Raw genomic sequence first — 21,247 nt, forward strand, 5'->3', positions numbered from 1 at the left:
CAGTCATGTCTTTTTTTCTCTTAGCTGTTGAACCACCTGCCCTAATTAATACTGTAGCCGACCCCGAAACGGAGGAGCGCCAAGTTTCTGAAAATAGTCCCACGTCTGTAGTTCCCCTCCCTGTCACCCCAGCACCTCTAGAAGCAAAAAAGCCTTCAGAAGAGAGCGTTTCTATTCCCCTCACCGTCACTCCTCCTGCGGAAACCGTCGAGGTAAAACCCTTGGTTCCCGATGAGGGTATTCCCTTAGAACCTTTACCTAGCAGTGCGGGTGACGCGGCAGCTTTAGGAAAACCCCTTTCTGTTCAGAATTCTCCACCCCCCGCAGCCGTTGGTGTCACCATTCATCCCGAAACCGAGATAGTTTCAGGATTAAATCAAAAAGCTCTTAACCAGAAAAATGGCTCAACTCGGCTATTAGTGCGGAAAAAAGGCGAAAAAACCGGCCAAGAATACTTGATTTCCCTCAATAACAGCCTAGATCAGTCCGCTAATCCAGAAGGGGAAAGACCCCTAGAATTAGTGGCCGATGAGCAGGAATTTGACCAAAATCGGCAGATTATCACCGCTAGAGGTAATGTCACCCTGCGTTTTGCCCAAAGTGTACTAACGGCCGATCGCTTACAGATTAATCTTCCCGAAAAGTTAGCGGTAGCGGAGGGCCAGGTGATCCTAACCCGGGGAGATCAAATCCTGCGCGGCGATCGCTTTGAATATTATTTCGTCCAGGATAGCGGTGTGGTATTTAATGCTAATGGGGAGATTTTTCAACCCAGCACCGCTAGGGATTTAGGGCAAACGCTGCCCACGGATGTGGGGGCCGGTAGTTCTTTTGCAACCCTAACCGATCGTTTGGCATTAAATCAACCCTTGCAGAGAATCACCACGGGAGAGGGTTTTCAATTTGTCGTCGGGGGACAGGATCCCAGTCGGCGCGATCGACAGAATATTAGTAGTCCATCGGGGGGAACGATTAATCGTGTCCGTTTTCAGGCCGAGCGCTTGAATTTTGATGGTAAGGTGTGGAATGCCACTAATGTGCGTCTGACGAATGACCCTTTTTCCCCTCCTGAATTGGAAGTTCGGGCTAATTCCGCAACTTTTCGCAGTACCGGCCCCTTTACCGATGAGTTAAGGATGAGTAATTCCCAGTTGGTTTTCGATCAACGGGTAGTGGCACCGACTTTTATTAATAGTCTTACGTTTGATCGCCGTCGTCGTCGTCCTTTTTTAATTGCCCCGGGCTATGATGGGGAGGATCGGGGCGGATTTTTCGTAGAAAGTCCCCTAACTTTAGTGGAGACACCGAAGACTATTTTTGAGTTGACACCGCAATATTTAATTCAAAAAGTCCTTAATCCCGATGCTTTTCCCTCAGCTAACCCCGGAGGTGGGGAAGTTTCGCCCCTTAGTCCGAAAGCTTTTGGTTTATTGGGGAATTTTGCCACTAATTTCGGGGAGCGCTCGTTTTTTCAGGCGACAGCTTCTTTTTCTAATTTAGATTTGGAACAGATCGAAAATAGTGTTCGTTCTAAAATTCGCTTTCAACAGACGATCGGACAGTTGCAGGATCCCTATCTGCTCAATGTGGAGTACAATTATCGCGATCGTCTCTTTAACGGTTCTTTAGGGTTTCAGACGGTTAATAGCAGTTTTGGGGCAATTTTGACCTCACCGGTGATTGTCATCCCGAATACGGATATTAGACTCAGTTATCAAGCTTCTGTTCAGAATATCAACGCACCCACCGATCGCAGTAATCTCTTAGCGGCCAATGCAACGGATAATGTTACTAATTTAAGCCGTTTTCAGGGCGCTGTCTCCCTCAATCGCAGTTTTTTACTCTGGTCTGCTCCCACTTTACCACCGACCCCCGACCAAGGGTTAAGATTTTCTCCTCTTCCCGTTCAACCCTATATTGCTATTGTCACCGGTGTCACCGGTGTCACCGGTTATTACACCAATGGAGAGACGCAAAACTCCGTCACGGGAACCGTGGGATTATTAGGGCAGTTTGGGCGTTTTTCCCGCAATTTTTTCGACTATACCGGGTTTAATATTAGTTTTAGTCAGGGTTTAGTTAACGGACAATCACCCTTTTTCTTTGATCGCTTTGTTGATCAACAAACAATGTCCTATGGTATAACTCAACAGGTATATGGTCCGATCCGTGTGGGTTTTCAGAGCATTTATAGTATCGATCAAGCTAAGGAAATCAGTACAGAATATTTTCTCGAATGGAGTCGTCGCACCTATAGTTTAATTTTGCGCTATAACCCAGTGCTGCAGTTGGGAATACTCAACATCCGCGTGTCGGATTTCAACTGGACAGGCAACCCCGGCTATTTTGAGGGCAGCGATATCCGTCCGGTGGTGGATGGAGTAACCCGTTAAGCTGAGGAGACGGGAGACAGGAGACAGGAGACAGGAGAAGGGAGGGGGGAATTATGAATGATGAATTATTGTGTAAGATGGTGATCGCACTACAACGCCCACCCTACTCCAATGGAAAGGCAAAAGATGACTACTACTCTTGAAAGCTTACAGGAATTTATTGATTTTTGTCAACAGCATATTACTGGCAAAGAAAGGAAAGAAGCTCAGATTTTCCTAGACCGTTTCTTTCGAGCTTTTGGTCATAAAGGTGCGTTAGAAGCGGGTGCAACTTATGAGGAGGCGATTACTAAAGGTAGCAAGAAAGGTAAAACGGGATTTGCTGATTTAGTTTGGAAACCTCGTGTTTTAATTGAAATGAAAAAGCGAGGAGAAGATTTAAATAAACACTATCCCCAAGCTTTTGAATACTGGAGTCGATTGGTTCCTAATCGCCCTCGCTATGTCTTATTATGTAATTTTGATCAGTTCTGGATTTTTGATTTTGATCTTCAAATAGATGAACCAGTAGATCGAGTCAATCTCAACGATTTGAAAAATCGGGTGAGTGCCTTCAATTTTATGGAAGCAGGGAATCGTACCCCTATCTTTCAGAATAATCAAGTCGAGATTACAGAAACGGCAGCGCGGCGGATGGGTGAGTTGTTTCAACTGTTAAAAAAACGCAGTCAGAAAAGCGGTTTTGATCAGTTGACGGCGCAGCGATTTATTTTACAGTGTGTCTTGGCAATGTTTGCCGAGGATCGAGGATTGTTACCAAGAGATTTATTTATTTCTTGTGTACAAGAATGTCTAAATGGTGGCAATTCTTATGATGTTTTGGGAGGATTATTTCAACAGATGAACCAACCCGGAATTACCCCCGTTGGTAAGTATCAGGGAGTGGATTATTTTAATGGGGGACTGTTTAGTATAATTCATCCAATTGAATTAAATCAGAAAGAATTAGAGTTTCTGGATGTGGCGGCGCGTCAGGATTGGAGTAAGATCCGTCCGGCAATTTTTGGTAATATTTTTGAAGGGACAGCTAATGCTGAAGAACGCCACACCTACGGGATGCACTTTACCTCAGAAGCGGATATTATGAAAATTGTTCGCCCAACTATTAGCCGTTACTGGGAGGAAAGAATTGAGCAAGCTGGGACGATTGGGGAGTTAAATACACTTCAGTTAGAATTACAGCAGTATAAGGTATTAGATCCTGCTTGCGGTTCGGGTAATTTTCTCTATGTCGCCTATCAAGAATTAAAGCGCATTGAACAGTTATTAATTGAAAAGATTGCTGAACGTCGTCGTTCTGCTAGTGAGCAGTTACAGATTAGTTTTGTTACGCCTAAACAGTTTTATGGTATGGATATTAATCCTTTTGCTGTAGAATTAGCGCGGGTGACTTTAATGATTGCCCGGAAGGTGGCGATTGATAAGTTTAATTTGACGGAAGCTTCTTTACCTTTGGATACTTTGGATAGTAATATTATCTGTGCTGATGCTTTGTTTACGGATTGGCAAAAAGCAGACGCAATTATCGGCAATCCTCCATTTTTGGGAGGGAAACACATGAGATTAAATCTCAGTGATGATTATGTTAATAGAGTGTTTGCGAGGTTTTCTGAGGTTAAAGACTCGGTTGATTTTTGTTCCTATTGGTTTCGTCTAGCACATAATCAATTAGATGAGAAAGGAAGAGCGGGTTTAGTCGGAACTAATTCTATTAGTCAAGGAAAAAGTCGTGTAGCAGCGTTGGATTATATTACTCACAATGGTGGACGCATTCATGAGGCGATTTCTACTCAGCCTTGGTCTGGTGAGGCTACTGTTCATGTTAGTATTGTCAATTGGAGTAAAATTGAACCGGTAAGTTATTATTTAGATAATCATCCAGTTTCTCAGATTAATTCTTCTTTGACGACGACAGTAGATGTTTCAAAAGCAGTTAGACTATTAGCCAACAAAAATATTAGTTTTCAAGGAGTGATACCAGTTGGTAAGGGATTTTATATTAAGAGTGAGCAAGCGGAAAAATGGATCGAAAATGCTCTTAAGAATAAAGAGGTTTTAAAATTATCATCCTCTGCTGGTGATTTAACTGACAATCCTCATGGAAAACCTAGCCGCTGGATTATTGATTTCAATAATATGAGTTTAGAGGATGCTAGTGAATATAAACTACCTTTTGAGCATATTAAAGTAAATGTTAAGCCAGAAAGAGAGCAAAATAGACGAGAAGTTACTAAACTAAACTGGTGGAAATATGGTGAAAAAAGACCAGCAATGAGAACAGCAATTACTTCCATTTCATGCTACTTTGCTGTTCCACGAGTCTCTAAATGGGCGGTTTTTATTCCAGCACCCCTTAACTGGCTTCCTGGAGATAAATCCGTAGTAGTTGCTTCCGATGATTATTATATCTTAGGTATTCTTTTATCTAACATTCACCGAACTTGGATGCAATCTCAAAAATCTACCCTGGGTCACACAACAGCCTACACTCATAACACCTGTTTTGAAACCTTCCCCTTTCCCCAGACACCTTCACAGGAACTTGTCGAAAAAATCCGTCAAACCGCCGGGGAATTACACGAATACCGCAGCCAACAGATGGAGAAAAAACAATGGGGAATCACTAAACTATATAACCAATTCTTTAACGAACCCAGTAGCCAACTGTATCAACTCCATCAGAAATTAGACAAGCTAGTGATGGAAGCCTATCACTTCCAAGCTGACGACGACATCTTAGAGAAACTATTAACCTTAAACCTGGAATTAGCAGAAAAAGAGAAGCGAGGAGAAACCGTCATCGGTCCCTGGTCTCCTTACTCTTAGTTAACGCACAGAAAACGGGTTTCTCCGAGAAACCCGTTTTCTACTCATGCAAAAGAGATGTCTATTGAAACAATCTGAATTTCCCTGACTCGGTGCATTGGTTTGGTTTGCTTTTCGGTGGTGATTAGTTCATCAGCTTGAATTTGCAGCGCAGCAGCAACATGAAGTGCATCCATCGCCGCTAAACCGTAAGTGCCAGCAATTTCATGAGCATTCTGTATAATTTTTTCTAAGTCAGTTGCCCAGTAATTAACAGCCAGAAAAAATGTTTCGTAAAATTCTATTTCTTCTTGTTGCTTGTTAAAAGTTGCTTTAGGTAATACTTCTAACTGAACAAATCGACTTGAGGCAAACTGCCGATTTTCATCGTTGAGAATTTGATAGGCTTTGATACTGGCTGATTGGATGCCTTGGAAAGCAGTAATGAGTACGCCAGAGTCTATGTAGGCTTTCTTATGACTCACTGCACCCTCCTCGACGTGCAGCAAGTTCTTGTTCTATTTCATCTTCATTGAGCAGTTGCAATCCAGCTGCGATCGCCCGATGTCGGATTTCCCATAACTTTTTGCTTAATGGTGTTTGGGGAATAAAATTAGATTGTGGTGCTGTTGTTTCTGACTTAGACTTAAGTATTTGAACAAATTGTAAAACTTTTTGTTGCTTTTCCGGAGTCAGTTCTCGCCATTGTTCAAGTAGTTCTTCTTCTTTACCCATAAATACCTCGCTCTTAAGTAGCTGGTTATAATTAAATTAAAAATGGATTTTAGGTTCGATCCCCCCTGCCCCCCTTGATAAGGGGGGTGCCGATAGGCGGGGGGATCTGATAACTTTTAACGCCTACCTACTTAAATTATGAATTATTTGCTTTTAAGCAATGCTCATTGATAAAAACCACTCCAGACACAACGGTTAGGAACTTTTTCTATATACATGACCACCATTCCACGGGTACATCAAGAAAATTCAAAGGTTGTATCCATTGCTGGATAAGGGTTTTTGGCTCTTGTAGTATATATGTATGGGGGAAGTTCAGGTATTTTAGGTGGGAATTGGTTCACCCGGTCGCAAACTAGACCATTTACCAGTTTCGCGTAAAAAGCTTTCGCAACCCACCACATCCCATTCCATTTCGATATAATCTTCTTTGGTGCGAATGTTAACGTTAATAGAAGGGTTCTTCGCTTCAAAGTCCGGTGTCTCGGTGAGATGACGTTCCTGATGTTGTGTTTCTACGGCATGATAGGTGAGACAGCGATCAACAAAATAGCAGTTAACACAAATACACATAAGTTTAACTCTATAGGTCTTTTCCGTTAATCTAGCTTAGTCTCTCTCCAAATGGGGCCGGTCAAAATTATATTTTTGTAAATTTATCTTCTCGATGTCTTGTCAAAAAAACCTAGATAGTTTAGTTAAAGAAGTTTTTGCGATTAATCGGCAAGAATTGCCAGAAAATGCTTATTTAGTCGGTGGTGCTGTGCGAGACGCTTTATTAAACCGTCAGAAAGACTATATTGACCTAGATTTTGTGGTTCCCGAAAAAGCGATCGAAATTGCTCAAACTATTGCCCATCAGTATAAAGCCGGTTTTGTGGTTTTAGATGCCGTTCGTCAAATTGCTCGCGTCGTTTTTCCGCAGGGTACGCTTGATTTCGCACAACAGGAGGGAGAATCTCTAGAAATAGACCTAAAAAGACGGGATTTCACCGTTAATGCTCTCGCTTATAATCTCCAAACCCAAGAAATTTTCGATCCTTTAGGGGGATTAAAAGATTTAGGCTGCCAATCTCTGCGGATGATTTCCCGCGAAAATCTCCAAGATGATCCCCTAAGATTATTAAGGGCCTATCGACAAGCGGCTCAATTGGACTTTGAGATCGAACCCCATACCCGTGCAACTATTCGTTCTCTTGCCCCTTTATTGCGCCTTGTAGCCGCCGAAAGGGTACAATCCGAGTTGAATTACCTTTTGCTCAATTCCCGTGGCAATAAATGGCTAAAAAGTGCTTGGGAAGATGGCTTATTATCTCTCTGGTTGCGTCGGATTACCCCCGCAAAAATGGAGCGAGTTATGGGGGTGGAAGCGGCAGCGGGATTTTTAGAATCTTTGTCACCGGAAAAATTTATCTTTTCCCCTTCTCAGTTACAGTTGACAAAATTAGCCCTATTGGTATCGGATATTTTAGCAGAAGCGGAAAAAGAATTAATCGATCTCAAGTATTCCCGTGGGGAAATTCGCACGGTAATCACGGTGATTAAGTGTTTACCTCCCCTCAAGGAGGCAGATAATTTAAGTCTGCGGGAACAGTATTTTATTTATCTAAATACGGGAAAAGTATTTCCTATCTTTGCCCTTTTTGCTCTATCGATGGGGATTAACAAAAATATCGTCGCTTTTCTGTTGACTTCCTATCTCGATCCCCATAATATTATCGCCCATCCCCGACCTTTATTAAGGGGCGATGATTTAATTAACCATTTACACCTGAAACCTAGTCCGATTATTGGTAAGTTATTAACCGAGGTACAAATTGCCCAAATTGAAGGCAAAGTTACAGTTTTTCAGGAAGCGATCGATTTTGCTAAAAAGTTATTATTAAGTGGTTGGTTATAATTAAATTAAAAATGGATTTTAGGTTCGATCCCCCCTACCCCCCTTGATAAGGGGGGATTAAGGGGGGATCCCCCCTTAATAAGGGGGGCATCTGATAATTTTTAATGCCTACCTACTTAAGTGTTTGGAGAACACAGAAGTGAGGCTCTGTTCCCTATTGATAACCGTACCTGGGAACTAATTTTCAGAGCGAATTTTAAACAAAAACACGATGTTGCAGGGAAGGCATTTGTCGTCGCACTTGTTGCAGACGTTGGGGATTAATTTCGGCAATTGCCACTCCCGCTTCTTCCCCCGCATCGGCTAAAACCACACCCCAAGGATCGATAATCATAGCGTGACCGTGGGTGTAACGGCGTGCGTAATTATTCCCCGTTTGAGCAGGAGCTATTATATAACAAGTATTCTCGATCGCTCGCGCTTGTAACAAAACTTTCCAATGATCTTTCCCTGTAAAAGCTGTAAACGCCGCAGGTACAAATAAAACATCGGCTCCTTGCCGCGATAAATAGCGATAGAGTTCGGGAAAACGCACATCATAGCAAATCGAGAGGCCAATTTTGCCCAAGCTATCGGAGCCATAAATCGGCGGTAAATCGATCCCTGCCATGACTGTACTCGATTCCTGATAGGTGTTACCATCCGGGACATTGACATCAAAGAGATGGACTTTTTGATAACGGGCTAATTCCGCACCGTTGCCATCGACTAAAATAGCCGTATTATAAGCCTTATCGGGAATACCCGTCACCGGCACGGGAAAACCACCCCCTAAAATGGTCACTTGAAACCGTTGGGCCATGGTGCGGAGGAATTTATCGGCTTTGAGAGCAATAGTCTCGGCCTGGGCGATTTTATCGGTTTCTGCCCCCATAAAAGCGAAATTCTCCGGTAAACCGATTAATTCCGCCCCTTTACCCACGGCAAGTTCGATCAACTCTTCAGCGGCAGCGAGATTTTTCTCTAAATCCGGCTGACTGGTCATTTGAATGGCGGCGGCGAGATAGGATTTCATGGGGGTTGAAGCTCTAGAGTCAGATAATCTCTGTAAAATTAATCATAACCTTCGATTATATCCAATTTCAGATATTTTGTCACCCCATGAGTAAAATTGTTTTCTGTGACTTTGATGGCACTATCACCGCCGTGGAAACTTTTGCGGGTATGCTCAAAGAATTCGCCCCCGATTTATCGGCCCAAATTATACCCCAAATGTACGCCCGCACTCTCAGTCTGCGCCAGGGTGTCCGTCAACTTTTAGAGTCGATACCGAGCCAAAAATACGCCGATATTCTCGCCTATGCCGAAAGCAAGCCAATTCGCCCCGGATTAGCCGAATTCCTCGCTTTTTTACAGGAGCAATCCATCCCTTTTATTATTATCTCCGGTGGCATCCAAGGCATGATTGAAACGGTCTTAAAACGCGAGGGACTATTAGATAAGGTAACGGCAATTTATGGGGTCAATCTTCATACTCAAGGGGAATATCTGCAAGTTCACTCCGATTGGGAAAATGAGACGGAATTAGTGGCTAAAGCCTTGATTATGGCCAAATATTCAGGAGTAGAAACTATTGCGATCGGTGATTCCGTTACCGATATTACCATGGCTAGAAGGGCCGATCTAGTTTTTGCTAGGGATCGTTTAATCGATTATCTGCAAGCGGAAAATCAACCCTATATTCCTTGGGATAACTTTTTTGAGATTCGCGAATATCTGTTATTGAGAGATTAGGGATCGGCTGTTAATTAGGTAGGGGTTAAAAATTGTCAGATACCCCCCTTGGATTAAGGGGGGATCAAAGAGGGCGAATGCAATTCGCCCCTACAATAATATTATTGCGCCAATGGTAGGGGCGCACTGTGGTCAGTGAGTTTATCGAACTGCGTGCGCTCTGTAATATAGATATTTCGACCAAATTGAGATGCACCCAAGATTTTTTTACTACCCTACTCTTAAGGGTAACAATAATTATAAATTTTTGTAAATTTCTGTTGGTTTAGGCTTGACAAAATCGGGAGGGGGTAGAATCCCGTTGTTGCTCTGTCTTGTCATTGAGGAACTAGCTTAAAATTTAGTGATTGGCAATTTTGAAAAAACCCATCTTTCTCCCTTGCCAATGTCGCTTAATTCGAGATTTTCTCCTTTAAAGGGCAGTCAGAACATTTGTTTATTTGTTTTGAGGAAAGTTTCTGAATATGAAAACTTCGACTGTGCTGAAAAAATTTTCAATGGCGGCGGCTGGAGCTACCTTTGTAGCTCTAGGAGTCACCTTTGCCCATACAACTGCTGCCAATGCAGCCATTGTCGCTTTGGATGATAGCAATTCATGGGTTTCACCGGGGACGAACACGCTAACCAATTTAGGTTTTAACATGGTTACTGTTCCCGATCCTGGCTTAGCAACTTTCACAAATGTTACAACTCTATCCTCGCCTTTAGGTAACTTAACTTTCACTCCAAGTGTAAATTACCGAAAGATTGGTAGTGGTTGGGGAAGCTGGAGTAACGGCTACACGGGAGAGGTGTATTTTTCCAACAGTGCAACATCGATTGAGATTGACCTGCCCGCTAGTATTGCTGCTTTTGACCTGTATGTGCAGCCAGATCCATTCGACATCTTCGATATTACTGTAACTGCTCAGGATGGCACTACGACAAGTCTGACACAAGCTGTAAATGGTAATGCGGGAGCCAAGTACTTTGGCTTCTACGGCACAGGCGGAGATTTGATTGACAAAATCACAGTTTCCAGTAGCGTAGGTTTTGCCGTAGGACAGCTTCGCTTGGCTAAGCCTGTTCCCGAACCTGCTTCAGTCTTAGGTTTACTCACCATTGGTGTTCTTGGTGCTGGTTCAGCCTTGAAGCGCAAATTAAAATGAAAAACTGGTCAATCTAGCCTTAAATTAGCAGCGATCGCACTTTATCGATAAAGTGCGATCGCTTTTTTTGAGGATTTACACTTTCCTTTGTGTTAGAATCTGAAAGTAGCTTGTGGAATTGATTTAGACTTTGTATGTCATCTCATAGTTATCAATGGAAATTACTCTGAATCAGTATATTGACATTACACCAGGGATTAGAGGCGGAAAACCTCGTATTGCAGGTACTCGCATGACGGTTGCTGATATTGCCACTTTATATCTACGGATGGGACAGTCTCTAGATTTGATTGCTGGGAAATATCACCTCCCTTTAGCCTCAGTTTATGCAGCGATGGCATACTACTATGACCATCAAGATGAAATCCAGCAAAGTATGCGAGAGGATGAAGCATTTGCTGACTCGTTGCAAAGCAATTATCCTTCTCGGTTGCAAGCAAAGCTGAAGGAGTTACGTGGTGAGTGAGCGCCTTCGTTTTCACTTAGATGAAAATGTTGACCCAGACGTGGCTTTGGCTTTGCGCCGTCAGGGGATTGATGTGACGGTGACTCGTGAGATGGGACTACTTGGACAACCGGATGAGGTTCAGTTAGCGTTTGCTTGTCAGCAGGGACGAGTAATTGTCACCCATGACACGGATTTTCTGAGGCTGGCTAGTCAAAATGCGGCTCATTGGGGGGTTGCTTTTTGCAAAAAGAATACTCGTTCGCTGCGGGAAATCATTCGTAGTTTAGTCTTGATTTACGAAGTGCTGAGTCCTGACGAAATGCGAGGTTGGATTGAGTATTTATAGGAGAGCAGAAGCAATAATTCAAATCTCGAATTAGGGGCGATCGCACTATATTTTGAAAGGGCGATCGCTTTTTGTGTCAAAATGATAGGAGTGTGGATGAATGAAGCAAAATTGGCTCTCCCGTACTTGTGATGATAACAAAAAATTGCTGATACAAAATTTTCGATGATCCAGAGCATTCTGAGAGCGAGGAACGATATCTGATTGTTGGCGAGTCAGATCGAGGGCGATTGTTAATTGTATCCTATACTGAAAGAGGAGATGTAATTCGACTCATTAGTGCAAGGGAAGTGACGCAAACCGAACGAGAAGCTTATGAAGAGGGATGAGCCAGAAATGGAAGATGATTTACGGACAGAGTATGACTTGAAGCACCTCCGAGTTAGAAAGTTAGGCTCTGGAAGAAAAAGCTTTGGTGGAGTCACTGTGCGCTTGGAGCCTGATGTCGCAGAAATGTTTCCCACTGCTGATGCGGTTAACGAAGCCTTAAGATTGTTGATCAGAGTAATGCGAGATAACAAAACTCTTGCTTCTACAGTACAGGCTAACCTAAAGGCTGAGTCCTGACAAAATGCAGGGCGGGATTGAGTATTTATAAGAAAGCGAAGCGAATGGCGAATAAAGCTATAGTCTCGAATTAGATGCGATCACGCTATATTTGTAGAGGGCGATCGCTTTTTTGTTATGATGGTAGGAGTGTGGATGAATGAAGCAAAATTGAAAATCTATTTCGACGCTTGAATTGAGAAAAATTACTATGAAAGTTCCAACAGATTTAACGATTCCTGAGATTGAGGAAATTAGAAAAGAGGGAGTTAAAGCTCTCGTAGAGAGATTGGGAATTGCTAAAGCGGCTTTCTTTCTAAGAGAAACAGCATACCAACCTCTAAATTATTTAGAAATTAAAGATCAGTTGTTTGGCGAAATGACAGCAACGGATATTTACGCTCAAATTAAAGTCGGCTATGACAGAAATGATTGAGGAAATTCGTCAAAAAGTTAGACAAAACCAATTGGAATTTTCTCAACACGCTGTCAATCAAAGTATCCTGCGTCAGATCAGTGTTCAAGAATTACGGGAGGCGATGGAACAAAGCGAAATTATTGAAGATTATCCGGCTGATAAGTATGGTGCAAGCTGTTTACTTTTGGGATTTACTCTAATTAATAGAGCCTTACACATTCATTGTAGCTATCCCTCTCGCCCTTTGCTCAAAATTATTACCCTATATGAACCCGATCCAAATTTATGGATTGATTTTAAATCAAGGAGAACACCAGATGTCAACTAATTCTAGACCAGAAACCTTAATTGAACAAGAAGTTACCTATACCCTTGAAATCAATGGCAATTTTTTTATTATAGAAAATGTCCCCGCTAGAGTCTGTGTAGAAACAGGAGAGCGTTTTTTTGCACCAGAAACTGTCGAACGCTTGCAGGAAATTATCTGGGAAAATAAGCGACCAAAACGGGTAATTGAAACACCAGTATTTGACTTTGCTAGTTAGTTTTTAATAGAAAAATGGCAAATTCAGCAACAATTGAAGTCTTAAATTAGGGGCAATTGCGCTCTATTGATAGAGGGTGATCGCTTTTTTGTTTATAATAGTTAAAGACACGATAAATTGATTCAAGTCAAGCCCATGCCACTAACTCTTAATTTAACATCGGAAATCGAACAATATCTCAGCCAAAAAGCGACGGAGAAAGGTCTTTCTCTAGAAGATTATGTCCTCAAGCTACTTAAAGATACTATTTTAGAACAAAAAAAACAGACCAAACTGGTTAATTTACTTCAATCTTGGATTGATGAAGAAGATGAACAAGAACAACAAGAAACCGGTGAATATTTAATCGAAGCACTCGATCAAGATCGTTTATCTGAGCGTCCTTTATTTCCGGCTCACTTAAAGGGAGTAACTTGGTGAATAGAGTAGTTTTATTAGATACGGGAATTATCGGTTTAATTACTAATCCTAAGCGAGCGCCTGAAAGTCTAGCTTGTAATTGTTGGCTACAAACCCTAATTAAAGCAGGTATTAGGGTTATTCTTCCAGAAATTGCTGATTATGAGGTGCGTCGAGAGTTGTTACGCGCTAACAAGATTAAAGGAATTAAGCGACTGGATGAGTTAGCATGGGTTACGCTACCGCTAACCCATCCTACAAATAATTGTGCGTCCGTACTTATGACAAAATATTGATCGGGAGAAACTTTAACTCTTTTTTTGACTATCTCTGGTAATTAAATAATCATTGTTAAGTAGCTGGTTATAATTAAATTAAAAATGGATTTTAGGTTCGATCCCCCCTCAGTCCTAGGGTTGATTCATAGTAGGGTTGATTCATGAATCAACCCTACCCTTAGTCCCCCCTTGATAAGGGTGGTGTCTGATAATTTTTAACCCCTACCTACTGATCTCCCATTAACCTGAAGAGTAATTATCTAAAATCCTTATTCATCCCCTAAATAAGCTTCAATCACCGCGCGATTCTCCCTGACTGTAGCTGCATCTCCCAAAGCGATTAACTTACCGAAATCTAACACAGCAATGCGATCGCATAATCCCATCACTAAAGGCACATGATGTTCGATTAACAGGACGGTTAGAGCTAAATTATCGCGAATTTGTCGAATTAGCTGACTTAATGACCCCTTTTCGCTGGGATTCATCCCGGCTGCCGGTTCATCGAGCAGTAATAACTGGGGTTGCAAAGCTAAAGCGCGGGCAATTTCCAAGCGTCTTTGATCACCATAGGCTAAATTACAGGCTTTTCTATTGCTTTGGTCGGTTAATCCGACTAAATCTAATAATTCCGCCGCTCTTTTGTAGGTTTTTTCTTCCTCCCTTCTCGAAACTGGTAAACCCAAAATTCCCGTCCAAAGATTGGAGCTATTGTGAATGTGACCAGCGATCGCCACATTTTCTAAAGCCGATAATTCGCCAAATAAGCGCAAATTCTGGAAAGTACGGGCAATTCCCGCCTGAGCGATCTGGTGAGGACGATAATTCGCCAGACTGTCGCCTTGATAAATTAAATCACCACTCGATAGGGGAATTAAACCGGTGATCAGATTAAATAAAGTCGTTTTTCCCGCCCCATTGGGTCCAATTAAGCCAAAAATCTCGTTTTTTTGTACCTGAAAGGAAACCCCATCGACGGCGACTAATCCCCCAAATCGACGGGTTGCCGCGCGCACTTCTAATAAATTTGCTTGCATCCTTGTTAACAGATTAAATTAGTCGATTTTACTCGATCAAGACGATGGCAAGTAAGCATTGCACTGACCAAAAAAAGATATTTCTCAGGAGATTTACCCTGAAAGAATCAGTTTTAAAGATTTATCGGGCAGTTATTTTGATCAGAAAACATTCTACACAATCCCCACCAGATCAGCAAGACGGCTCACCACTACCAGCGAATCACTACCGATAACGAAAAACTGCCATAATTGCAGAAATGTCCTCATCTAGCCAAAAGGCGATCGCTATTGATGAAAAATGACGCTAAAATTATCGATCTCGTCATCCGGCTGTTTTTTCTCGGCCTGTTGTTATTTGCCGGTTTTACCCTGCTGCGTCCCTTCCTAACCATGATCCTCTGGGGAGCAATTCTAGCGATCGCTTGGTATCCGATCTTTCTCTGGTTAAAAAAGCTGCTCGCTGGCCGGGCGAAACTGGCCGCGGTTCTCCTCACCCTACTTTGTCTAGGGATTATTATCGGTCCGGTGAGTGGCATTGCAGCGGTTCTGGCGGGTAATCTGCGAACGCTGGCCGAATATATCGATACTGGTGCGGCGGTGATTCCCCCTCCCCCCGCCGATGTGGCCACCTGGCCGCTGATTGGCGAAAGGATTGCCGGTCTCTGGCAGCAGGCATCGGATAACACGGGTCAATTTCTTCAACGCTTCGAGCCACAATTAAAAGAACTGGGGAAAATCTCCCTTTCCCTAGCTACCAGTACCGGTCTGACGGTGCTGAAATTTATCGTCTCGATTCTGATTGCGGCAGCCCTCACCCTCTCCGCTAAAAATCTGACTCACTTGATGAACCGGTTAGCAGAAAAGATCGCCCCAGGCCGAGGAATCGCGCTGGCCAGTCTTACCGCCTCCACCGTCCGCAATGTTAGCCGCGGTATTATCGGTGTTGCCATTATCCAGAGTCTTTTGATCGGCATCGGTTTAGTGGCGGTGGGAACGCCTGCGGCCGGTTTATTAACTCTCCTCACCCTAATTTTGGGCATTCTCCAAATTGGCCCCAGTTTGATTGTCTTGGGGGCGCTCATTCACGCTTGGGTAACACTACCCCATCCCACCGCCCTATTATTTACCATCTGGATGATTCCGGCCACCTTGATCGATAATTTCCTCAAACCGATCTTAATGGGGCGCGGTCTGCCCATTCCCATGGTGGTGATTCTGCTGGGGGTGTTTGGGGGAGTGATCGCCTACGGGATTATCGGTTTGTTCGTCGGGCCGGTTCTGCTCGGTCTCTGCTACGAGTTAGTCAGGGCTTGGATTGGCGAGGATAGCCCCGAACCAGTGGTAAATAGCCATGATCAGCCAATCTAAGGGCGGATATGTCTAATTTTTACCTTGAAAAGGCTCACAGGTTTGGTAGTTGTCATCCGTGGCCACCACCTTATTTTTACCAGGAGTCGCTAGACTCAGTTTTGGGGCTTATGCAGAAACTCAACAAAATGCAGAAATATCTCCTAAAGAAATCATCTTTGGCCTGTAATCGCTAATCTTTGCTTCTCCTCTCATCCCTTAACCCCCCAAATGAGCATTGCCAAATTAATTATCTCGATCGTCGCTCGACTTTTGACCGGGGCAATTTTCTATCAACCGACAGGAGAGAAAATTATCGCCCTTACTATCGATGATCTACCCACTCCCAACGATCCGGAAGGAAAATCCACTGATCGCATTTTAGCAGCGATCGCCGCTCATAATCGAGAAAAAGCCAGCCCGGCAACTGCCGTCAAGGCGACTTTTTTTCTGATCACGGGACACCTACAACCTAACTCCACCTTGATTGAGAGCCTCATCGCCCAAGGTCACGAAATCGCTAATCACGGCACCCAAGATCTGCGTACCAGTCAACTGGCTGCCGACGCTTTTGCTAGTCAGTTTCGGGAAGCTAACGATATTTTAAGTCGTCTTGCCGGTCTTGCACCGCGCTGGTATCGTCCCGGTCAAGCCTTCTATAATCAATCTATGCGCTCGTTTTTGGGGAAATTCCCCGGCTATGAGTCCCGATTTGCCCTCGCTTCCATGATCCCTTTAGATACCGGAAAAGCAACGAATCACCCTCAATTTACCACTTGGTATATCTCGCAATTTATTTTCCCCGGGGCGATTTTAGTGCTTCACGGTGGGTCTCCCGAAAGAGATGAAAACACGGCGATCGTGCTGAAGAATTTATTAGCGAAATTACACGATCGAGGTTATCAGGTGGTGACTCTCAGTCAATTAGTTGATCACAAACGTTATTAAGTAGTCGTGCAAAATTAATTTCTTGGTTAGGATAGGCAAGAGGCAAGAGGCAAGAGGCAAGAGGTAGTTAGATCTGTGGAATTAATTTTGCTTAGGTACTTAGGTAATATTTTAAGAACAAGAAAAGATGATGGTAATCTGACAACATTTAGTGATAACGGTGGCCAAGAGATTTTCATCAATCTCGATGGACTTGTTCCCCCTGAAAAATCCTGTATTTTTTAACAAGTCAGACTAAATCTTTCCAGGAAGAGTTGCAATTTTTTTCTTGGCATAAGTTGCTATTTGAGAGACGAAAATATAGAAGCAGCTGATTATTTACTAACCTACTTTTTTTTAATTTTTAACGGGTTAGGACTGAGATATACTGAAATGGTTGCTTATAGATCACTACTATGGGACGTTTAGCGCTGATCAGCGTGACTGACAAAACTGGAATAGTTGACTTTACCCGTCAGCTAACAGAAGAATTTGATTTTGAAATTATTAGCAGTGGAGGAACCGCCAAAACACTGCAATCGGCGGGAATTCCCGTGATTAAAGTGGGAGAATACACAGGTTCTCCTGAAATCTTGGGCGGAAGGGTGAAAACTCTCCATCCTCGCATCCATGGCGGTATTTTGGCTAGACGGGATTGGCAGTCAGATTTAGCGGAAATGGAGGCTAATCAAATTCGTCCTTTTGATTTGGTGGTGGTTAATCTCTATCCCTTTGAACAGACGATCGCCAATCCTGAAGTTACCACCGCTCAGGCGATCGAACAAATCGATATCGGTGGTCCGGCGATGTTACGCGCCTCGGCTAAAAATTTCGCCCATTTGACTGTCATCAGTAACCCGAAGTATTACGAGCAGTATTTAAGCCAATTACGGCAAAATAACGGCGAAATCTCCCTGGAATTCCGTCAAAAAATGGCGGGGGAAACCTTCGCTTTAACCAATGCCTACGAGGGTGCGATCGCTGCCTATTTCGCCAGCTTAAACGGGGAAACGACTCGCTTTCATTTGGCAGGAAATGCCCTACAAACCCTGCGTTACGGCGAAAATCCCCACCAAAGTGCCACTTGGTACGGCAGCGGGACAATGGCTCACGGTTGGGGAAAAGCGACCTTATTACAGGGAAAAGAACTAAGTTATAACAATTTAGTCGATTTGGAAGCAGCCCGCCGTTTAATCGCCGAATTCGGCAGTAAAAAACCGGCCGCCGCTATCTTGAAACACAATAATCCCTGTGGGGTGGCGATCGGTGGTAGCTTAGTGGAAGCTTATACTAAAGCTTTTAACGCCGATGCTATCTCGGCTTTTGGGGGTATTGTTGCCCTAAATCAAGCCATAGATGAAGCAACCGCTAAAGAATTAACGAAAACCTTCCTAGAATGCGTGGTTGCCCCCGATTGTAGCCCCCAAGCCCGGGATATACTCGCTAAAAAGTCAAAAGTGCGGATTTTATTGCTGCCGGACTTAACCACGGGAGAAAAACAAACAGTAAAAGTTATCGCTGGCGGTTTTCTAGTACAAGCGGCCGATGATGTGATGGAAACCCCGGAGGAGTGGCGCGTGGTGACAGAAAAACAACCCACTGCCGCACAATTAGCGGAATTACTGTTTGCTTGGAAGGTATCTAAGCACGTTAAATCTAACGCTATTGTAGTGACCAAAAATCAAACTACTTTAGGTGTTGGTGCGGGGCAAATGAATCGCGTTGGTTCGGTAAAAATTGCCCTTGAACAAGCAGCAGAAGCGGCTAAAGGTGGCTATTTAGCTAGTGATGGTTTTTTCCCTTTTGATGATTCTATTCGCACGGCGGCCAAGTTTGGTATCGAGGCAATTGTTCAACCAGGAGGTTCTTTAAAAGATCAGGATTCGATTAATGCCGCTAATGAGTTAGGTTTAATTATGGTCTTAACAGGCATTCGTCATTTCTTGCATTAATACAAAGTTAGGGTGTGTTGCTGCTTAAATTAACGCACCCCAACAAGTTATTAATTATCGGTTAATTTCCCTGCTCAATAGTCTTGAATTTGCCAAAAGCGCGAGGATGTCCTGCTTTTTGGGAACAAAGAAAATAGCCTACAGGTTCGTAATGATTTTCAGCACTAAAAGGAGAACAGAAATGATTTGCGAGTAAATCTTATCGCACACAGAAAGAATTTGCTCCTGAAAAAATACAAGCTTTGTTTTAGCCGTTAGGCATGACCCAAAATAGCACTTACAGGACTAGGATATAGAGGAAAAATTGTCAACAAGATATTAGACATCTCCAAAAATTTATAAGCCAGTCACAGCAAGGAAGACAGGCAGATTAGACCAAGAGTCAAAACTAGCTCTAAAAACCGATTAATTAGGGTTTAAAGAGACAAAATCGAATTTTGACGGAAAACTATGGCTAATTATAACGTCAATTACTTCCCCTGATTGCTCCCATTCTATTACTTCTAAAATTAGCGCACTAATTCTCAACCTTACTAAGCCACAAACGGTAAGTAAAATCGAATTTGCTTAAAGTTTGCCGACAGATTTTTGTGTCGCTCGTCGGACCAGGTTGACCAATAACTACTCAAGTAAAATAGGTGTGAATTCCAGAATTTAACCAACAGTCTTTGATTTTAGCGATAATCTCAGTTTTAGCGGGTTTATTCGGGCAAATAGTGCAAAGAGCGTGAGCATACAAGTGAGAGCGCACCAAATCGGAACCCTGCCAAGATTTCTTGATTTTATCTTGTTCGGCCGAAGTGTCCCCAGAAATTTGATAGGAATAAGCCTGAAATTTTCTTAGCTGATATTGTGATTACCCCTAAAATAGGGTTTACCCTTGACCAAGAATCTCTCGATAGGATAGGGGGGACAGTGCAAAAGCAATAAACTCTGATACCATTTTCCAAAAAGTAAGTCCTACTTTTTGAAAAATGGTATTATCGGGGTTTGGTTGTCAGTCGTTTGATCGCTGTTCCATCAAGCTTTTTTTTGTTTGGGGTCTCTCTTCAGAAAAATTTGCTATGATATAGGGGACTATTTAGTATTTGGTAAAAACAACCATAAATGCCGCCGTGTTCACAACTGTTCAACCCGCAAATCGATCGAGCTTACCTGATGACCTATTTACAGCAATTAAAGAGCTTAAACGGGAATTAAACGCCGTTATTCTGGCTCACTACTATCAAAATTCTGACATACAGGATATAGCTGATTATATTGGTGATTCTCTCGGTTTATCCCAACAGGCTGCCCGAACGCCAGCAGATGTGATCGTATTTGCGGGGGTTCACTTCATGGCAGAAACAGCTAAAATCTTAAACCCAGATAAGTTGGTATTGCTGCCGGATTTAGATGCGGGATGTTCTTTAGCTGATAGTTGTCATCCTCAAGATTTTGCTCGTTTCAAAGCCCAATATCCCGATCATATCGTGATTTCCTATATCAATTGCAGTGCAGAAATTAAAGCCATGAGTGATATTATCTGCACCAGTTCCAACGCAGTCAAAATAGTTAACCAAATCCCTGCCCATCAACCGATTATCTTCGCTCCTGATCGCAATTTAGGCCGTTACGTTAGTCAGCAAACTGGTAGAGATTTAGTTCTCTGGCAGGGTAGTTGTATTGTCCATGAAACTTTTTCCGAACGCAAGATAATAGAATTAAAAGTTGCCCATCCAGAAGCAAAAATTATCGCCCATCCTGAGTGTGAAGCATCGGTTTTACGCCATGCCGATTATATTGGTTCCACGACGGCACTATTAAATTATTCTCTGAAAAGTTCTGAAAAAACCTTTATTGTCGCCACAGAACCGGGGATTATTCACCAGATGCAAAAATCCGCCCCAGAGAAAGTATTTATACCCGCACCAGCTTTAAATAACTGTGCTTGTAATGAGTGTCCCTACATGAGACTGAACACTCTCGAAAAATTGTATCTCTGTATGCGAGATAAAACTCCAGAAATTACTATTTCTGAAGATTTAAGAGTTAAGGCACTGTTGCCGATTCAAAGAATGTTAGAAATGTCTTAATCAGTTATCAGTTATCAGTTATCAGTTATCAGATGTGAGTTTTCAGTTGATTAGACATCTGCAAAAATTATAACCCAATCAGAGCTTGCTTTGATAACCTGTACTAATTAGTAGTTCGGTACTGAAATATATATCTGTCGTTGCTAATTCAATTTAACTGAAAAAATCTGGGGACATTAAAATCATTTTTATTTGGGTAAGTTGCTTGTCTAGACAAAATTTTAGTCTTGAG

23 protein-coding genes are annotated in these 21,247 nt (G+C 42.8%); 18 read left to right on the forward strand and 5 right to left on the reverse strand.

Annotated elements, in window-relative coordinates; translation table 11 throughout:
• Positions 1-5: 5 nt before the first annotated feature.
• Positions 6-2,393, forward strand: coding sequence for a DUF3769 domain-containing protein (locus IM473_RS08180; RefSeq protein ID WP_287658425.1), 2,388 nt, complete (start codon positions 6-8; stop codon positions 2,391-2,393).
• Between the two features lie 126 nt (positions 2,394-2,519).
• A complete protein-coding gene (locus tag IM473_RS08185) occupies positions 2,520-5,219 on the forward strand; it encodes a DNA methyltransferase (RefSeq protein ID WP_287658387.1) in 2,700 nt (899 codons plus the stop codon).
• A gap of 44 nt (positions 5,220-5,263) precedes the next feature.
• On the opposite strand, the gene IM473_RS08190 is transcribed toward IM473_RS08185, so the two are convergent.
• The 3 genes from IM473_RS08190 to IM473_RS08200 form a co-directional block, all read right to left on the reverse strand.
• Entirely contained in the window at positions 5,264-5,683 is a 420-nt protein-coding gene (locus IM473_RS08190) for a type II toxin-antitoxin system VapC family toxin (protein ID WP_287658388.1), read from the reverse strand.
• Positions 5,673-5,933: a hypothetical protein gene (locus IM473_RS08195; RefSeq protein ID WP_287658390.1), complete on the reverse strand. Its 261-nt coding sequence runs from the start codon at positions 5,931-5,933 to the stop codon at positions 5,673-5,675. The genes IM473_RS08190 and IM473_RS08195 overlap by 11 nt, the downstream gene beginning before the upstream one ends.
• A 324-nt stretch (positions 5,934-6,257) precedes the next feature.
• On the reverse strand, positions 6,258-6,506 hold the full coding sequence (locus IM473_RS08200; protein WP_287658392.1) for a Ycf34 family protein: 249 nt from the start codon (positions 6,504-6,506) through the stop codon (positions 6,258-6,260).
• Between the two features lie 94 nt (positions 6,507-6,600).
• Here IM473_RS08200 and IM473_RS08205 point away from each other — a divergent pair, with 94 nt between their 5' ends.
• Entirely contained in the window at positions 6,601-7,833 is a 1,233-nt protein-coding gene (locus IM473_RS08205; RefSeq protein ID WP_287658394.1) for a tRNA nucleotidyltransferase/poly(A) polymerase-related protein, read from the forward strand.
• 196 nt (positions 7,834-8,029) lie between these two features.
• On the opposite strand, the gene IM473_RS08210 is transcribed toward IM473_RS08205, so the two are convergent.
• Complete coding sequence (locus tag IM473_RS08210) at positions 8,030-8,848, reverse strand: carbon-nitrogen hydrolase family protein (protein WP_271954378.1); 819 nt, start codon at positions 8,846-8,848, stop codon at positions 8,030-8,032.
• Between the two features lie 86 nt (positions 8,849-8,934).
• On the opposite strand from IM473_RS08210, the gene IM473_RS08215 reads away from it, so the two are divergent.
• The 11 genes from IM473_RS08215 (at position 8,935) to IM473_RS08265 (ending at position 13,713) form a co-directional block, all read left to right on the forward strand.
• Entirely contained in the window at positions 8,935-9,567 is a 633-nt protein-coding gene (locus tag IM473_RS08215; protein WP_287658396.1) for an HAD-IB family phosphatase, read from the forward strand.
• A 464-nt stretch (positions 9,568-10,031) separates the two neighbouring features.
• The gene (locus tag IM473_RS08220; protein WP_287658398.1) at positions 10,032-10,715 is read left to right on the forward strand and encodes a PEP-CTERM sorting domain-containing protein; all 684 of its coding nucleotides are present in this window, start codon (positions 10,032-10,034) and stop codon (positions 10,713-10,715) included.
• Between the two features lie 154 nt (positions 10,716-10,869).
• Positions 10,870-11,181, forward strand: a complete 312-nt coding sequence (locus tag IM473_RS08225; protein ID WP_287658400.1) for a DUF433 domain-containing protein — start codon at positions 10,870-10,872, stop codon at positions 11,179-11,181.
• Positions 11,174-11,509: a DUF5615 family PIN-like protein gene (locus IM473_RS08230; RefSeq protein ID WP_287658401.1), complete on the forward strand. Its 336-nt coding sequence runs from the start codon at positions 11,174-11,176 to the stop codon at positions 11,507-11,509. The genes IM473_RS08225 and IM473_RS08230 overlap by 8 nt, the downstream gene beginning before the upstream one ends.
• 158 nt (positions 11,510-11,667) lie before the next feature.
• Complete coding sequence (locus IM473_RS08235; protein WP_502705821.1) at positions 11,668-11,838, forward strand: BrnT family toxin; 171 nt, start codon at positions 11,668-11,670, stop codon at positions 11,836-11,838.
• A complete protein-coding gene (locus IM473_RS08240) occupies positions 11,825-12,076 on the forward strand; it encodes a hypothetical protein (protein ID WP_002793757.1) in 252 nt (83 codons plus the stop codon). The genes IM473_RS08235 and IM473_RS08240 overlap by 14 nt, the downstream gene beginning before the upstream one ends.
• 190 nt (positions 12,077-12,266) lie before the next feature.
• Positions 12,267-12,491 carry a hypothetical protein gene (locus tag IM473_RS08245; RefSeq protein ID WP_287658403.1) on the forward strand — a complete coding sequence of 75 codons (225 nt, stop codon included), beginning with the start codon at positions 12,267-12,269 and terminating at the stop codon, positions 12,489-12,491.
• A complete protein-coding gene (locus tag IM473_RS08250) occupies positions 12,484-12,801 on the forward strand; it encodes a DUF4258 domain-containing protein (protein WP_002755280.1) in 318 nt (105 codons plus the stop codon). Before IM473_RS08245 ends, IM473_RS08250 begins: the two co-directional genes overlap by 8 nt.
• Positions 12,740-13,018, forward strand: coding sequence for a YgiT-type zinc finger protein (locus tag IM473_RS08255; RefSeq protein WP_128575172.1), 279 nt, complete (start codon positions 12,740-12,742; stop codon positions 13,016-13,018). Before IM473_RS08250 ends, IM473_RS08255 begins: the two co-directional genes overlap by 62 nt.
• A gap of 135 nt (positions 13,019-13,153) precedes the next feature.
• The gene (locus IM473_RS08260; protein ID WP_287658405.1) at positions 13,154-13,438 is read left to right on the forward strand and encodes a hypothetical protein; all 285 of its coding nucleotides are present in this window, start codon (positions 13,154-13,156) and stop codon (positions 13,436-13,438) included.
• On the forward strand, positions 13,435-13,713 hold the full coding sequence (locus IM473_RS08265) for a hypothetical protein (RefSeq protein WP_002803028.1): 279 nt from the start codon (positions 13,435-13,437) through the stop codon (positions 13,711-13,713). Before IM473_RS08260 ends, IM473_RS08265 begins: the two co-directional genes overlap by 4 nt.
• Before the next feature lie 251 nt (positions 13,714-13,964).
• On the opposite strand, the gene IM473_RS08270 is transcribed toward IM473_RS08265, so the two are convergent.
• Positions 13,965-14,732 (reverse strand): ABC transporter ATP-binding protein, encoded by a 768-nt coding sequence (locus IM473_RS08270; RefSeq protein WP_287658406.1) that lies wholly within the window; start codon positions 14,730-14,732, stop codon positions 13,965-13,967.
• A 273-nt stretch (positions 14,733-15,005) separates the two neighbouring features.
• Between IM473_RS08270 and IM473_RS08275 the strand changes: the two genes are divergently transcribed.
• From IM473_RS08275 to nadA, 4 genes are all read left to right on the forward strand, one after another.
• Positions 15,006-16,082 (forward strand): AI-2E family transporter, encoded by a 1,077-nt coding sequence (locus IM473_RS08275; protein ID WP_287658407.1) that lies wholly within the window; start codon positions 15,006-15,008, stop codon positions 16,080-16,082.
• Positions 16,083-16,292: 210 nt separating this feature from the next.
• Positions 16,293-17,009 (forward strand): polysaccharide deacetylase family protein, encoded by a 717-nt coding sequence (locus IM473_RS08280; RefSeq protein WP_287658408.1) that lies wholly within the window; start codon positions 16,293-16,295, stop codon positions 17,007-17,009.
• A gap of 395 nt (positions 17,010-17,404) precedes the next feature.
• Positions 17,405-18,940, forward strand: coding sequence for a bifunctional phosphoribosylaminoimidazolecarboxamide formyltransferase/IMP cyclohydrolase (gene purH, locus IM473_RS08285; RefSeq protein ID WP_287658410.1), 1,536 nt, complete (start codon positions 17,405-17,407; stop codon positions 18,938-18,940).
• Between the two features lie 1,115 nt (positions 18,941-20,055).
• Complete coding sequence (gene nadA, locus IM473_RS08290; RefSeq protein WP_287658411.1) at positions 20,056-21,015, forward strand: quinolinate synthase NadA; 960 nt, start codon at positions 20,056-20,058, stop codon at positions 21,013-21,015.
• The last annotated feature ends 232 nt before the right edge of the window (positions 21,016-21,247 follow it).

This window comes from Microcystis sp. M015S2 (assembly GCF_020245945.1).
In the GTDB taxonomy this organism is placed as follows: Bacteria; Cyanobacteriota; Cyanobacteriia; order Cyanobacteriales; family Microcystaceae; genus Microcystis.